The sequence below is a fragment of the uncultured Flavobacterium sp. genome (genome assembly GCF_963925185.1).
Lineage (GTDB): Bacteria > Bacteroidota > Bacteroidia > Flavobacteriales > Flavobacteriaceae > Flavobacterium.
Genome location: NZ_CAWURC010000002.1, coordinates 19,470 through 36,350, shown reverse-complemented (window position 1 = coordinate 36,350; position 16,881 = coordinate 19,470). Strand labels below are relative to the sequence as shown.

Genomic DNA, 16,881 nt, shown 5'->3' with positions numbered 1-16,881 from the left:
TGTCCCCCTCCGGTATAATATACATTATAGCTATCTACACCTGAAACAGTTTGCCATTTTACATAAGCAGACTCCAACCATCCTACAGATTCGGTTATAACCGGTTGTGCAAAAATTGGCAAGGAAATCATTATAATAGTCAAGCTAAATAATATTTTTCTCATAATTAAATTCAAACTTTAATAATTGATGTTATTAGATTACACTATTCTAAATGGATTCATTTGATCTTGTAATCGATTGCACAAATATATTTAAAATACTCTTGTCAAGATTAAATCTTCTTAAAAATCACCCATTTACTTTTAATTTATGTACTTATTTGAACGAAGCCAATTTTCACAAATTTCTGTCCAATATTGACTAGTATCCTTTACCCCAAGCCCAAAACCATGGCCTCCTTTTTCAAAGATATGTAATTCAGCAGGTACATTGTGTCTTTTTAACGCTTGATAATAATTTAGACTATTTTCTACCGGAACCGATTTGTCGTCTGTAGCATGTACGATGAAAGCCGGTGACATATTAGAATTTACACACAATTCATTTGAAAATTTATTAACTAATGCAGTAGTTGGATTTGCACCCAATAAATCATTTCGGGAACCTTTATGTGTAATTTCGTCTATCATTGAAATTACAGGATAAATTAGAATAGAAAAATTCGGACGCGCACTAATTGAATCAAGTGTTTTATATAATTTATCATTGTAATGTGTTGATAATGTTGCCGCTAAATGCCCTCCTGCTGAAAAACCCATAATTCCAATTTTATTTATGTTTAATTTCCACTTTTCTGCATGTCTCCTTACGATGCGCAAGGCTTCCTGAGCATCTTGCAAAGGACCAATTGATTTATCCTTCATAATTAAATCGCTTGGCAATCTGTATTTTAAAACAAATGCTGCGATACCAAGTGAATTAAGCCATTGTGCAACTTTCGTCCCTTCTTTATCCATGGCTAAATGCGAATAACCGCCACCAGGACAAATAATGACAGACGTGTTATTAAATTTATCATTTTCCGGCAAAAAAACGGATAAGGTAGGTGTTGTAACCTTACTTATGTTATATACATTTCCTTCTTTGTAAAGTGCTATTTCTTGATAATCTTTATTAGCTAAAACATTTGGAATAGTATCAGGCCAAACGGAAATAATTTCAGTTTGAGAATAAACACAACCATTTATTCCCAAAACGAAACAAAAAATCAAAATTTTTACGTGTTTTATTCTAAATTTTAAAGTTGCCATCGTTGTTTTATTATATGAATTCGAACACTTACTAATCCTTAATCTGACGTATCTTTTTTGCTAAAGGAATATCTAATTGTTGGATTTGCATCATTGCCATTTTTGCAATCTCAGTAGCGCCTTTTATAGAAAGATGTGTGTTATCTTCTTTACCTTCTGGATAATACAATATTTCTCCCGCTTTAAGGTGCAAATGCAATTCCTTTGATTTTTCAATACCATTAGATTCTTCAAGCTGTTCAGACAGGTATTGTAGATCAATAAAAGGAATATTAAATTCTTTTGCAACTAATCGGGCTTCCATAGGATATTCGCCGTGAGTGTCGATTAATGTTCCTTTTTCATTGAAATTTCGCCTTACAATGGAAGAAAAAATTATTGGTGTTGCTCCTTTTTGAAGAGTTTCTTTTACAAAAAGAATTAAATTATTGCGATAGGCGGTATGTGGATTTGTATAGCGTTTGGAATCATTTTCCTTTTGATCATTATGTCCAAATTGAATAAAAACATAATCCCCATCCTTTAATACATTATAAACAGCTTCCCAGCGTTTTTCATTGATAAAACTGCGTGTACTTCTTCCATTTACAGCCCTGTTATAAATGACAACATCCTCATTAAAAAAAATCGGCAACATTTGAGCCCAACCCCTTTCAGGATTTTCTTCAGGATTTTGTTTGTTGGCCATGGTAGAATCACCTATTGTATAAATAGTAATTTGTTGGGCTGATGCAAAATTTGCAACTAAAAAAACCCATGAAACTATTAAAATATATTTATTCTTCACTTATCTAATATTTTATGATCCCTAAAATATGTTTTGGCTTAATAGTTATCCCATTTACGTATTTGAGGAACTAAATCTGTCAATTCTGAAATTTTAACCGGCAACCCAGAATCAATACTTTTACAAGCTGCAATTCCAATTAGTACTGCCAATGAACCATCTCTGACATTCGCGGCATGATTTAATGTTGGTTTGCTGTTTTCTCCTCTAAAAATTTCATCAAACATTAATTTATCACCACCCCAATGTCCGGCTCTAACATAAGGAAATTCAATTCTTTTATAATCTTCAAAATTACGCTGTGAAACAATTTCGTGAAAATTAACTTCTTTTTTGGTGTGTGAAGAATTATCCATTTCCTTTTCATGAATTTTAACCTGATCTTCAGGATTAATTTCTCTCCAAGGAATCCCTTCCTGGGTTTCTAACCTTCCTTCTTTTCCATTAAAGGCAAAACGAAAACCTTCAAATGGCGAATAGGTTGTTAATGAATACGTTACCTCTACATTATTGGCATATTTTACCAAAACCGACATTTTATCAAAAATATCAATCTCTTCTCTCCACAAACAATTATCTCTTAAATAACCGTCGTATTTTTCATTAGCAGCATATAAATTCATGTAATGCTCATTTTTTGTCATATCATAATAAAAATCACATTCTTTGGTATGTGCACAAGATCTGCAGCTTTTACCTCTAAACGCATTGTTTTTTCCATATTTTTCAAGTGCACCATTGGCATAAACCTCAACAGGATCTGAGCCAATCATCCAATTTAACAAATCGAAATGATGTGCAGATTTGTGTAACAAAAGCGTTCCGGATTTCTCTCTTAAACCGTGCCAGCGCCTAAAATAATCTGCACCGTGGAACGTGTTTAAATACCAGTGTAAATCAACTGAAATTAAATCTCCAATTTCTTTAGAATCAATAATTTCTTTCAGTTTGGTAAATACTTTTCCATAACGATAATTAAAAGCCATGATTAACTTTCCTTTCGAATTGCGTTGTGCATCAATAATTTGCTGGCATTTTTGTTCATCTGTGGTCATTGGTTTTTCAGTAACCACATCAATGTTTTTATTTAATCCTTTTATGATAAATTCATGATGTGTAGCGTCAACAGTTGTCACAATCAACAAATCAATCTCAACGGAATTCAACATTTGGTCAAAATCGGTAAATGTCGGGCAATTTACGCCAATGAAGTTTTTCGCATATTTTACACGTCCTTCATTAATATCACATAAGGCAACAAACTCCACAATATCTCCATATTCTTCCCTCAAAAATTTACCGTATAAGGAGTTTCCTCTACTTCCGGTACCCACCATTGCCACTCTTTTTTTGATCGTGGCATCCATTAAAACCTGGCTAAATGCAGGAGAAAAAATCATTGATCCCGCAATTGCTGCACCCGTAGTTTTTACAAATTTTCTGCGTGTTATTTTTGAACTCATCATTATTTGTGTTAAAATTAATTAATTTTTAACCTGATTTATTTCGTACCATAAATGGTCTAAATTGCACTTCTTTTGACCAAGTATTTTTTTAATTGTATACTTTTTTGCCTGACGTTTTTTTAACTGATGTGACCATGAAACCCTTTTTTCGGAATTTGATCCAGCACCGGTTGACTGATGCTCGGCATAATATGCGGTTTTTTCAGCTTCCGGTTTAGCCCAATTGTTCCATCCTCCCGGTTTTATGTGATTGCCCATTTCACAATCAATAAAAACTGTTTTGGCGTAAATTCTCCAAGGTCTTCCCAAATAAACTTCATTGACACCATCTTCAGCCGTTAATCGGCAATTTTTAAACACAAAACCAAATTCAGCTCCTTCGGGAGTAGCGGCTGCAGTTATGTAGGAATTTTTTTTGCTGTGAATAATACAGTTTTCAAACAGAGCAGTTGCTTTTCCAAAAATAAAATCGGTGGTGCCTTCAATATAACAATCTTTAAAATATTGCCTATTTCCGTCTCCAGAAGTATACAAAGTATCTTGATTTCCCAAAATATTACAGATTTCAATCACAACTTTATCAGAAAACACCGACAATGCAACTGCTTGTCCAACTTCACCAGAAGTATTTTGAATGGTTAAATTTGAAGCGTAAAAATCATTGGCCTCAACCAATAAAGTATAAGTATAGAAGGTACTATTTTTACCTAAATTCATTTTACCAAAATAATCATCGTAAGTAATTATTGTGTTTTCTTTACTTTCGCCAATTAAAGAAATATTTGTATTCCATTCATGAACTTTAATTTTTTCATAATAAATTCCATCCTTTATAAAAATAATCACTCTTTGGTAAGGGAAAGATTTTGAAGCATTTATTGCTTCCTGAATATTAGTATAATCTCCACTCCCATCTAGAGAAACAACTACATTGTATTCATTTATTGGTTTTTTTTTTACAGTTTCCTTTTCAATTAAAGAAATGTTATTTTTTTTAAGCCATTTCGGATACATTTTTAATACCTCTTTTGGTTCATTTGTATACCACGCATACCCATTTCTTCGCTCTGCCCCAATTTCAGCTAATGTTGCTTTTTTAATTCCATCTCGATCACAAAAAAATGGGGTGTTGTCTTCCAATTCCATAAAACGTGCCCAAATTGCAGGCGCATTTTCATCCGAAACCATTTTTTTATCTATTAATTTGCCTTTTTCATCATAAAATCTGTCTTCTCTTAGTCCGGATATTTTCACTTTTTCAAACCAATCAACAGCGCTATTCACCGCGGTAATAATTTCTTTTGAAGGGTTTTCAATTTCAATTAATAACAATACAATCTTGGCCGATTCTTTTCCACTTAAAGAAGGTAATTCATAGGCGCGAGCTTTTGCAGGCAATAGTGTATTTTCATCGTGTTGAGCGCACCAGGTTGTTAAAACATCATTTTGTTTGTACTGGGTTTTAAGTATGATTTCAATTCCTTTGTCAAAAGCTATTTGCACTTTTTCAATAATATCTTCTGAAGGTTTTATGGAGAAATAATCAGTTTCATTTTTAATTTCTTTTAACACATTTAAAATGTTCACCATAGAATCATCATTAAATGTAATATGTGTATAATAACCCTTTTTTAAAGGATAAAATTGAGGCCAGCCTCCATTTTCATATTGGGCTTCCAAAATATAATCCAGCCCTTTTAAAAACGCAACTTTATAACGTTCATCCGGCACTTGTCGGTACATTTTAGAAAGAAAAATCATTTCATTTACGGTCGCGCCATTGTCTGTTGTCACATTATGATCATCACTTTTTAAAGCAATTAACACCTGTTTTTCTTCCTTGGTTAAAGGATTTTGCATTTGAATATTTTTTGGCCATCCACCAATATTTCGTTGATATAACAAAACGTTTTCTGCTATATCTTTAGCTTCTTGAGTACCAAACCAAACTCCTTCATCCATGTCAATAATTTTGGACCAAGATTTATCTAATACTTGTGCCTTAATAGTGGTATTTGCTAAGCAGATAACAAATACTGAAATAATAATTTTTTTTAAATAACTCATTTTTATTTATTTACTTATTTATTCTAAACCAATCAATATCAACACTTCCCGCATCATTTGTTATGCCATTTCTAAGGGCTAGAAAACCTATTTTTGATCCAATCCATTTCCCTTCTTTGGCTACAAAAGTTGAGCCAATGGATTTAAACTTTTCACCATTTTCGCTATAAAAGAAATCACAAACCCCGCCCTTACGAACCTTTACTTGAAGATAAACAGTATTGTTTTTTATTTTGATAGATTCACCTTCCAATTCCAAACCATTTTTATCGGCATCTTTACAAATAACTTGAGAAATATATAATTCGCCATGTTGCATTTTAAAACTTAAATAACTGTAATCCAATCCCATGATTAAAAGTCCCATTTTTTCTCCATCAAAACGGGCATTAAAAGTTATTTTTGTTGTTGACGTAAATTCTTCTGAAGGAAATTTTTGCAATAGTAAATTAGGAACTTGATACAAATTAATTGCATCATATGGTATTGGACGACAATACATCGTATAATGCCCTAAAGTTGATGGAAAACCCCAATACACTTGTGGGTTTGCGTGCCATTGCCATTGCAATCCTAATTTTGTCGAATTAAATTCATCAGAATCTGGAGGAGTTATAATTGGATATGTTTTACCAACATTGGGTTTTTTATAATTTGAAACTGGTTCTCCTATTCCATTTTTATCACCATCATTTCCAATAACCGGCCAGTTATTTACCCATTTCATTGGTTGTAAATGCACAATTCTTCCATAAGCGCCTTTATCCTGAAAATGAAAAAACCAATCTTCCCCAGTTTGTGTTTGCACCCAAGCTCCTTGATGAGGTCCGTTTATATCCGTTTTTCCTTGTTCCAAAACTTTTTTCTTTTCATAAGGACCGTAAATATTTTTAGACCTTAACACTGTTTGCCAACCTGTTGAAACGCCTCCCGCTGGTGCAAAAATGTAATAATAGCCATCGCGTTTATAGAATTTTGGTCCTTCAATGGTAGATTCATCCAAATGACCATCTATGATTAACACATCATCATTATTTGCAATCGTACCGTCCGAATTTAGCGTGCAAACAGCCAATAAACTTTTAATTCCTGCGCGACTTCCGGCAAAAGCATAGGCTAAATACACTTTTCCATCATCATCCCATAAAGGTGTCGGATCAATAATTCCTTTTCCTTGTTTCACTAAAATTGGATCGGACCAAACTTTTTTTGGATCTTTTGCCTTCACCATATAAATTCCATAATCCGGATCGGGATAATAAATATAAAATTCATTGTTATGATAACGGATGCAAGGAGCCCAAACGCCGTTTCCGTGTTGTGGTTTGTCAAAGACATCAAATGGAGGCTGTTTTTGAAGTGCATAATTTACCAACTCCCAATTTACCATATCTTTAGAATGCAAAATTGGCAAGCCCGGAATACAGTTAAAAGATGAAGCCGTCATATAATAATCGTCTCCAACACGAACAACATCCGGGTCGGAATAATCCGAATGTAAGATTGGGTTTTTATAGGTTCCGTCTCCATTATCGGCCACCCAAACCTTTGAAATAGGTTCTGATTCCTGCCCGAATACTGTAACAAAACTTAAAAAAAACAATATGACGCTGCCTTTTCTCATAAGTTGATCCTCTTTTTTTCTTTATTACTTTTTATTGCCGCTTCAATCACTTTTATCACATTCATTCCTTCAGTTCCAGAAACCGGAACTGATTTATTATTTCTGATTGCATCATAAATTTGATCATAATATTCCATATAATCTCCGTTTAAAGAAGGAATATGTTCCCTGATAATTTTTCCGTCTATTTCAGTATGTAACAATCCTTTCTCATGGTCAGATTCAGTTCCCCAATCTTTTGTGCCAGGAATTTTTCCTTCCTGAAGGTCTTTTTCCTGTACATCGGCTTTCGATTTTATGAAAGAACCTTTCGTTCCATGGAAAATATTTCCCGACAATGCTTCACGAACAAAATAACTTGATTTAAGCGTTACCCGATGTGCTCCGTAATATAATTTAACATCAAAAAAATCTTCCACTTTTGAATTTGGACGAAAGATATCTAAATCGGCATATACCGAATTGGGCAAACCAAACAATACCAGTGCCTGATCAATTAAATGTGAACCTAAATCATATAAGTTTCCCACGGCGGCTGTCGGTGTTTCTTTATGGACTTTCTGACTTAATTTTGGGTCAAAACGATCGAAATGAATTTCAGCATCCACCATTTTTCCAAGCAAACCTTTATCTATAATTTTTTTTACCGTTTTAAAATCACTGTCGTATCTTCTGTTATGATACACTGAAAGTGTTACATTTTTCTCCTTAGCCAATAGAATTAATTCTTCTGCCTGAGCAACGGTTGCGGTAAATGGCTTTTCAACAATTATATTTTTACCCGCATTTATAACTTGTTTAGCAAATTTAAAATGGATAACACTTGGTGTATTTACAAATACCAATTCAATATTCTTATCTGCCAACATTTCTTCCAAGGTTCGAAAGGTTTTTACATTTGGAAATTTATCTTGTGCCAGATTCTTTGTTCTTTCCAAAACGCCATAAAAATTAAACTTGTCATTTGCTGAAATGAAAGGTGCATGAAATACGTTTCCGCTCATACCAAAAGAACATAAGGCTGTATTTATTGGCGTAAAATTCATTCTTTTTAGTTATTTATCCAATTCCAAAGCTGCTAAAATAAAAGGTCCGGTTGCTTTAGGGTCGTTATCCTGTTTTCTTTCATTAATATAATACTCGTAGGAGCCATCTCTATAAGGATTTCCACCTAAACCGGCTACAGCACAAGCTTGGGTTATGGTTAAATCTCCAGTTTCAGAAACCTTTACAAGTTCTCTTGTTAAACCGTTAAAAGCCTTGGTGGCAACGTCTTTGTATTTGGCAGGCAAATAGCCTTTATTTACGCCTTTTGCCAATGAATATGCAAACATCGCACTCCCTGAAGCTTCCAAATAGTTGCCCTGTTTCCCTCCCATATCGGTTACTTGATACCAAAGTCCTGATTCATCTTGAAATTTTGTTAAAGCATCTGCCAATTGATTTAAATAATTAACCAATTCGGCTTGTTTTGGATGTTCTTTTGGAAAATAATCCAACACATCAACCAAAGCCATCGCATACCAACCCAATGATCGTGACCAAAAATTAGGAGATGTTCCTGTTTCTTTATTTGCCCAATCCATTGCTTTGCTTTCATCCCATCCGTGATATAACAGACCCGTTTTTGAATCTAAAGCATGTTTTTGAATCAATTCAAATTGTTTGGCAACATCGTCTAAATTTTTACCGTTTTCATAAACAACCGTATATCTTGTATAAAATGGCGCTCCCATATACAAACCATCTAACCACATTTGATTTGGATATCTTTTTTTATGCCAAAAGCCTCCTTCACTGGTTCTTGGATGCTCATTTAATTGTTTGCGCAACAATTGCATCGCTTTTAAATATTTTTCATCTTTTGTGGTATTATACAAATTGAAAAGCATATTTCCGGCCTCAATCATATCAATATTATAATCTTCAAATTTGTAGCTTGGAATAGTTCCTATACTGTCAATACAAGCATCAGCATACCCTCTTATATAATCCAAATACTTTTTGTCATTGGTGCTTTTGTATAGTTGCTCAAATGAGGTTAAAACCAATCCGTGAACATAATCCCATTTTGGTTCTGTTTTGCCATCAATCTGATAGGCTTCAGGATGATGTTTCATTAAAGTTAAAGCCATTCTTTCAGACCATTTCAATGAATCTGAAATCACATTTTTAGACTTCAATTCTTCCTGAACTTCCTTTTTTCCTTGTTTACAACTTGCAAAAGCTGCTAACCCTAAGAAAAATATTACTAAAATAAGTGAACTGTTTTTATAGGTATTCATAAGGTTTTAATTTAATTTTTTTGATATTTTTTAATCACAAGGTATTTTAATTGCGTATCACCGGCATTAGAAATTCCATGCATTTGCATTGACGGACAATACAAACTTGTATATGGACCAACTTTTATTGTTTTTCCATCTAAATAGAAATTTGCTGTTCCTTCCAAAACAAAAAAGAATTCATCTTCCATGTGTTTGTGAGGTTCATGGGTTGATTTATAAGGAGCTACTACACTCATTTTTAAGGTTCGGCCATCAACAAATTCCTTATCGGCAAACCAGTATTGATATCCTACACTTGTTTCAACAGTTTCATCCATAGAAAATTGATTGACACAATTTTCAATGGTATATAATTTGATTGAATCGTTCAACTTTTTGTTTTCTTGAGCTGTGCCTGATTGGTGTGTAAAAACCACAATACCAATAGATAAACCAAAAAAAATAGATTTTATTTTAGCGGTTTTCATTCTTTTCATTTTAATGAATTTGTATTGTTTAATTCATTTAATTTTTCATCCAAATAACTTAAAAATTCAGCTTCTGTTTTAATTCCGTCCTTTTCTTGTTCCCAAGCACCTAAAAAGTAGAAAGAAATCGCTTTGGTAGACGGTTTAAATACCAGTAAATAGTCGTGTTCCCATTCTGTAACTTCACTTACGGTTTCAATTTCATAAAAAATGGCCATCCCCAATTTATCAGGAACTAAAGATTGTACACCATAAGTTGCTATAAATCCCCATTTTTTATTTGTACTTTCTTTTGAAAAATAATTTACGTCATGCCTAACAATTCCCGTACAAATTCCTTCAATTTCCTTTGAAGCCTGAATGGTATGTTTCGTGTAAAGTTGATCTGGCGTTATTGTTAAAACCGAATTAAAATCGATTTTGGCTTCAGCAGTTTTCCACCCAAAATAATTAACTGAAACCGTTGATTTATCAATTGCATTTTCAACTTTAGCGAAAGTCGAATCTACATTGTTAAAATGTAATACTTCCTTATTTACATATCTTCCGATGGCTCCTATTCCCAGACCTTTTCCGGCTTTTAAAATATCCATTCCCCAATCACTTTTTTCGTGATAAGAATCAAAACCATCCTGACCTACTTTTGGAAGAATGATACTGTCTGTTACTTTTCCAAAAATATCAATACAATTTCTCCAATCCAAATACAATCTGTAACCAACTTTATTACTCTCCCATCCTGGTCCTTCGTATCGAATAAACCAAGAATGGTCTGTATGTTCAGCTGGTACTTTTAATTCATTTATATTTTTAAAAGTTCCATCAATATATTCTCTTCCTTCCCAATGTCCGCCTTCCTTAATTGAAAGCTCGGCGTAGGTTTTGGCGGTTTCAATATTATAAGTTGTTAAAGATTCAACAACTTCAACTTTCTTGTCTGTATTTTTACAAGCCATAAGACTCATAAATAATAATATTGCTGTAAATTTTAATGTTTTCATTTTTCTTGAATTTTATAAACCGATTTTATTTTAATGTTTTATCTAAAAAGTTTGTTACAAGTTGAACTGTTTCCTCAAACCAAGGATGAAATAACCAAAAAGAATGTGGACTGTTTTCTATTATTTCTACTTGATTATAAATTCCATATTCATCTAAAATTTTTATCATATCATCCTTTCCAGCCAAAAAACGCGGATACTGACTTCCAATAAACAATATTGGTGGAGTGTTTTTATCTGTATGCGTTAAAGCTGATGCTTCCATCCATGTTTTAGGTTCTTCATCAGCATTTCCGCCCAACCACCAACTTGCCATTTCTCCTTCCAAAGATTCTGGATGTTTAAATGCCAAAACGCCATCTATATCTATAATTGCCTGTACTGAAGAAGATTGACCATGATTATGATCAACGTCTTCAAAATTATTGTTATTGTTTGTTGTTCCAATTAATGCAGCCATTTGCCCGCCAGATGAACAACCCAAAATTGCAAATTTGCTGGTATCAATATTAAATTCATTTGAATTGGCTTTTATAAACTGAATGGCATTTTTCAGATCAAATATTCCGGCAGGAAAAATTGCTGCGGGTGATAATCTGTATTCAACAGTAAAACAAGCAAATCCTTTTGATGCAATGTAATTGGCCATGGGCACCATAAGAGATTTATTTCCGGATTTCCATCCGCCTCCATGAACCAAAATTACTGCAGGTCTTAACTGTTCATTTTTATTGTAAAAAGCATCCAGATACAGTTTTCTGTTATCAATTTCTTTATAAACAAGATCTTTAATTTCAATGACACTTTTAAAGCAATCGGGTTTCACAATTTCAATTTTCGGATACTTTTTTATTAATTTATTAAATGTGCTGTTTACGGTATAAGATGTATCAACAGGATAACTTATTTGTGAAAAAATAAGATTTGAAAACAAAATACAAACTGTCAATATCACTTTATACCTATTCATTTTTTTACAAAATTATCAATATTCAAAAGCCCCTAAATCTGGCGCAGAACCATTAAACGGTAAACCAACATTTATACCTTTATCAATTAAATCACTTCCTGCTTTTAAATGGAAAAAGGTTACATCGGGTAAACTTCCATCAGCTTTTCTTGAATTCAATAATTGATTATAATCTATACTTTCAAAATCTTCAGAAGTACTGGAAATTCCATTTTGCCAGCTATTATTGGTGACCTCTAAAATAGTGGCATTGATACTGCCAAAATCTCCTAAGATATTGCTGTTTTTAATCGTCAGTTTTTCCAAAGGATTGGTTGTGCTAAATGAGTAATTTTTTCCATTATCATAAGCAGAACAGTTGTAAATAGTCACTTTTCCCCTATTGCTGTTGTGATCAAAGCCATCGAATACATTGCCCACAGCAATACAATTTTTATAAATTGCATGGTGTTTTAACAACTTATCATCACTGCCTCCGGTTTTAAAACCGTTTCCGTCTCCATTTCCTTTTGTGCCGTTTTTTAAATAGCCATTTTTTATGGCCCAACAATTTTCGTATGTTGTTTCAATATTATCTGTGCCGCGTAAATAACCGTCCCAACCATCATCTAAATTTTGCCAGGCTCTGCATCCTATAAATTTATTGCCTGTTCCGGCAGTTAATTTACAAGCAAAACCATCGGCATTTTCCATAGTTGCGTCTGCATTAAAAAATGAATCGCAATTTAATATGGTATTATTTGAAGCGCCGCCATCTATCTGTAAACCAGTATCTGAACATTCAGAAAAAGTACAAAATTCTATTAAATTATGATTGCCTTTAATTTGTAATCCATTATCTCCGGCCTTATAAATATCAATTCCTTTTATATGCCAATAATCCGCGGATAAAACAATCCCCTGATTTGCTGAATTTTCAACCATTGAAGAAAAATCCAATTTCGGTCTGTTCTGACCTTCTTTCCCTTTTAGGGTAATTTTGTTTTGGGCAGTACCTGATATACCAATAGTAATTTTACTGTTTAAAATATAGGTACCCTGGGTTAAAATAATTGAACTTCCCGCTTTAATTTTTGAAAGTGCATCCAAAAGTTGGGTTGAATTGGAAACTTCAATAGAGCCATCATTTCCGGTTTCAAAACTGGATATTGTAATTTCTTTTGAAGCACTAACAATGTTCTTATCGGAGGCGGTAGCGGTAACCAAAACATTTCCGTTTTTTAACGCTGTTAGAAGTCCGCTTGATGAAATTGTTGCTATCGAAACATCTGAAACAGACCAAGCAATGGTTTTATTTTCAGCATTTGCCGGCAAAACATTGGCTGTCATTTGTCCGACAGTTCCAGAAGTAATATTGACTCCGTTAATGGTAATTGACTGAACATAAATGATAGCATCTTGATTCACTTCGTCTTTTGAACAAGAAAAAAAGTTAATTAAAAGTAATATATATATTCTTTTCATTTATATTTTATCAATCCTTTAAAAGGAAAATTTCAATTTAATATTAAAAGAGATATGCAACAAAATGCATACCTCTTAAAATTATAACAAATTCATGCATTGGATTTTACTATTGTCTCCAACGCGGATCTCCAACTTGGTTATCCAATAATGTTTGATTTGTAATTTTAAAATTACCTGTTGAAGCATCTTCAAATCCAGGATTTAAATCTGTATGTGTTCCGGAACCATCATATCTTAATTTTGTGGAATCAAAAAATCCCGGGGCATTAAAATAATTATTATTTAAAAGTGTAGGATTTGGATCTGTTCTGCTTTGGTTTGAATAATATGCTGAAGTTTCGGCAAACAAATTATTTTTTACAGTTATTTTATTCAACTGGAATCTTACATATAAAATTCTATTTGCAGTATTTGAAACACCATATAAAGTACAACTTTCTAAAAGTACATTACAAGTTAAACCTGTTTGGGTTGAGGTTCCCGCATCATCAATTCTAAAAAAGTCACGACCTGGTGCACAATTATTAAAAGTACTGGTTTTAACAGTAATGTTTAACGCATCAGAATTTCTAAAATCTATAAAATCACCCCCACCAGTTAAAATATTGGTCACAATACTATTTTCAACAGTTACTGATTGAACAATGGCGCCGGTAACATTACCTGCAATAAATGAGCGTGCAAAATCGTGAACATTACAACCACTAACTAAAAGTGAATTATAATTTCCAACTTCGGTATATCTTATCACATCCGATAAACTGGTACCATCATCTCCCACCAAATCCAAATCAATTAGATTGACATCAACTGCACCTGCGTTAAGTTGGAAATTAACTTTTAAAAGTGGTTTGCTATAACTTCTTAAACCTTGAATTGTAATTGATTTATTTAAATTTATGGTACCGGTTTGTGCGGTATAGTCACCTGCTTCCAGTAATAAAATATCTCCAGAAGCTGCATCAGCAATCATTTGAAATAAATCATCATCCACTGTGACCAATGTATTATTACCTACATCAATTCCTGTCGTAAAAGCTGCCACACCTCTGGTTTTGGCGTTATTTATCAATAGAGCTGTATAGGCTGTTTCACTAGTTAATCCAGTTACTATGGCAATTCCATCTATTTTCTCTTGTGGTGTAATATCATGTGTAATGGCACCAGGATTGACAACAATTTTAGTAACATTGCTATTAGGCACCCATCTAAATGTAGCTTCTAATGCTTTTATATCACCAGACTCAGAAGGTAGCATCAGTTGTTCCGTTAAGGTTGTTGCTATTGCAATTGCCCACTTAGAATCTTCCAATCCTGTTAGACTTATTGCTTTTACTCTTATTGAATAAACTGTTTCTCCTTCTAACGCTACCTGAATTGGCAGTTGATCAGCAGTAACTTCGATAGTTTTAAAAACAGTATTGAAATCGGGATCATCAGCACTAAATTCCACCACATAATGGTCAACATTATCCTTTGCGGTCCAATTCAATTCAACTATTGTTTGATTTCTTACTTTTGCTGTTAATGCTACCGGAGCAAATTCTCTATTTACTGATAGCTCTTCAATCACATTTTCATCATAACGACTACAACTTGAGATCGTAATTGTCAGCAACAATGTGAATAGTAATTCTTTTAATATATATTTTGTTTTCATAATAACGTGTTATTTATTAATTTTTTTAGTTCCTAATAGCCATAATCGTTAACCAATTTACCATTACTTCCATCAATAAACACTTGCCATATTGGCCAAAACTGTCTATCATCAGGGTTTACACCTGTTTTAAAAAGAGAATTTACCTTATCATCAACCAAAGAATTCCAACTAAAAGCAGAGTATTCTACTCCTGGATCTAGATTTTCCCCTCTATTTAGTCCATAAACATCTAAAGTTACGTTGTCTGCTTTATATTTATAGTATAAAGTGGTTGGTACATCTGTATACTCGCCTGTACGGTTTTTCAAATCTGACATTTTTAACTTAGCTTCTTCTAAATTTGTATTTAATAGATTCCAACGAATAAGTGCTTGTTTACGTTCCATTTCTCCTGTAAATTCAAATTTATGCTCTTTAACAATGGCCTTAAACATGTCCTCTTTGCTTGATAAAGCATTTACATAAGCATCTACTTTTTGGGCCCGAACTGCAGGAGCAAATGCTCTTAGTCGTATTTCCTTTAAATAAGTTGCGGCAGCTGCGGCTCCTTCCAATTCATTCGCAGCTTCAGCAGCTATTAATAGGACTTCGGCATATCGCATATATAACTTATTTACGCCATCATCATTGGTTGAAGTAACATAACGAGTCATCCACTCATAGCGGTATTTACCAAAATACCAAGTATCCAAACTTCCCAATTCTTGTTTGGCAATCCCATTTGTGGCGGTACCATATTGATAAGGAACACAGGTTACATCTCTACGGCTATCAGACTCATCAAAATCATAAAAGACAGTAGGAAGAGGTCCTGCAGATCCACCTCTAGCTTGACCTGTATATTGATCAACACTTCGGTGTCTTACAGCAAAAGAGAATAACACCCGGCCACGACCATCAGAAAAAGGTATTTCCCAAAGTGATTCTCCACCTGCAATAATATTTTCTTCATTGTATTTTCTCCATAAAGTTTCAAAGGACGATTCTAAGTGAGCAGTTCCACTTAAAATGACATCACGACATTCATCCAATGCCAGTTTATACATTTTATCAACTGAAAGTTCTGGGTCGTTACTTCTTCTAACACCATCTGGATATTGTTGAAAGCCACTGGCAGCCATTGCTAAACGAGCTCTAAGTCCTTTTACAAAAGCTTTGTTAATTCGCTCAACACTAGTTGTAGAAGCATTTTCATTAGGCCAAGCGACCAATATTGAAGCTTCTTCTAAATCTTGAATAATTTGCTTATAGATTACATCCCGACTTGATTTTTCTATATAAATGGTTTCTGAGTTGATAGGTTCAAAACGAGCCGGAACATCTCCCCAAGCCTTTGTTAAGTCGGCATAATAAACGGCACGTAATGTTAATGCCTCCCCCAATAGTTGTCCAAGCTCAGTTCCCGGAGTTGGATTTCCGAAATTACGCAAACCACGAATACATATGTTTGCACGCTCAATACCCAAATACATCATAGCCCAAGCATTATTTGTGCTATTCATTTGGCTGTTATTAGGCTTAGTGTCGTAAACCATTAGATCACCTTGAGAATCATTCAACTTTATTGAGCTATAATGCCATTCCGTATCCGTATTAAATCCATAAAAAGGTATAAAACGCCCTCTATAAGAGTTTGTTTGCCCAAACGACTCCATAATACCATCTATAGCTCCTTTAGCTAACCCAGGTGTAGAAAAAATAATGGATTCATCTAAAGTTGATTTTGCCGGCGCTTCCAAGAAGTCGTTTTCCAATTCTTGACAAGAACTAAAAAGTCCTGCAATTATTATTCCTGCAATTAATATTTTATGTTTCATCTTTTAATATT

General features: G+C 33.6%; 13 protein-coding genes. All 13 read right to left on the bottom strand.

Features of this window, described 5'->3' with window-relative positions; all coding sequences use genetic code 11:
• Positions 1-305 precede the first annotated feature (305 nt).
• Positions 306-1,253, bottom strand: a complete 948-nt coding sequence (locus AABM59_RS00960) for an alpha/beta hydrolase (protein WP_338407113.1) — start codon at positions 1,251-1,253, stop codon at positions 306-308.
• Between the two features lie 31 nt (positions 1,254-1,284).
• A complete protein-coding gene (locus AABM59_RS00955) occupies positions 1,285-2,040 on the bottom strand; it encodes a rhamnogalacturonan acetylesterase (protein WP_338407112.1) in 756 nt (251 codons plus the stop codon).
• Between the two features lie 38 nt (positions 2,041-2,078).
• Entirely contained in the window at positions 2,079-3,506 is a 1,428-nt protein-coding gene (locus AABM59_RS00950; protein ID WP_338407111.1) for a Gfo/Idh/MocA family oxidoreductase, read from the bottom strand.
• An 18-nt stretch (positions 3,507-3,524) separates the two neighbouring features.
• Positions 3,525-5,573 (bottom strand): pectate lyase, encoded by a 2,049-nt coding sequence (pelA, locus tag AABM59_RS00945; RefSeq protein ID WP_338407110.1) that lies wholly within the window; start codon positions 5,571-5,573, stop codon positions 3,525-3,527.
• A gap of 10 nt (positions 5,574-5,583) precedes the next feature.
• The gene (locus tag AABM59_RS00940) at positions 5,584-7,197 is read right to left on the bottom strand and encodes a glycoside hydrolase 43 family protein (protein WP_338407109.1); all 1,614 of its coding nucleotides are present in this window, start codon (positions 7,195-7,197) and stop codon (positions 5,584-5,586) included.
• Entirely contained in the window at positions 7,194-8,243 is a 1,050-nt protein-coding gene (locus AABM59_RS00935; protein WP_338407108.1) for a Gfo/Idh/MocA family oxidoreductase, read from the bottom strand. The genes AABM59_RS00940 and AABM59_RS00935 overlap by 4 nt, the downstream gene beginning before the upstream one ends.
• Positions 8,244-8,252: 9 nt before the next feature.
• Complete coding sequence (locus tag AABM59_RS00930; RefSeq protein ID WP_338407107.1) at positions 8,253-9,482, bottom strand: glycoside hydrolase family 88 protein; 1,230 nt, start codon at positions 9,480-9,482, stop codon at positions 8,253-8,255.
• A gap of 11 nt (positions 9,483-9,493) precedes the next feature.
• The gene (locus AABM59_RS00925; protein WP_338407106.1) at positions 9,494-9,961 is read right to left on the bottom strand and encodes a cupin domain-containing protein; all 468 of its coding nucleotides are present in this window, start codon (positions 9,959-9,961) and stop codon (positions 9,494-9,496) included.
• Positions 9,958-10,953: a DUF4861 family protein gene (locus AABM59_RS00920; RefSeq protein WP_338407105.1), complete on the bottom strand. Its 996-nt coding sequence runs from the start codon at positions 10,951-10,953 to the stop codon at positions 9,958-9,960. The genes AABM59_RS00925 and AABM59_RS00920 overlap by 4 nt, the downstream gene beginning before the upstream one ends.
• A gap of 25 nt (positions 10,954-10,978) precedes the next feature.
• Positions 10,979-11,923, bottom strand: coding sequence for an alpha/beta hydrolase (locus AABM59_RS00915; RefSeq protein WP_338407104.1), 945 nt, complete (start codon positions 11,921-11,923; stop codon positions 10,979-10,981).
• A 15-nt stretch (positions 11,924-11,938) separates the two neighbouring features.
• A complete protein-coding gene (locus tag AABM59_RS00910; RefSeq protein WP_338407103.1) occupies positions 11,939-13,387 on the bottom strand; it encodes an Ig-like domain-containing protein in 1,449 nt (482 codons plus the stop codon).
• Between the two features lie 109 nt (positions 13,388-13,496).
• Complete coding sequence (locus tag AABM59_RS00905; RefSeq protein ID WP_338407102.1) at positions 13,497-15,050, bottom strand: DUF4957 domain-containing protein; 1,554 nt, start codon at positions 15,048-15,050, stop codon at positions 13,497-13,499.
• 32 nt (positions 15,051-15,082) lie between these two features.
• Entirely contained in the window at positions 15,083-16,870 is a 1,788-nt protein-coding gene (locus AABM59_RS00900; RefSeq protein ID WP_338407101.1) for a RagB/SusD family nutrient uptake outer membrane protein, read from the bottom strand.
• Positions 16,871-16,881 lie beyond the last annotated feature (11 nt).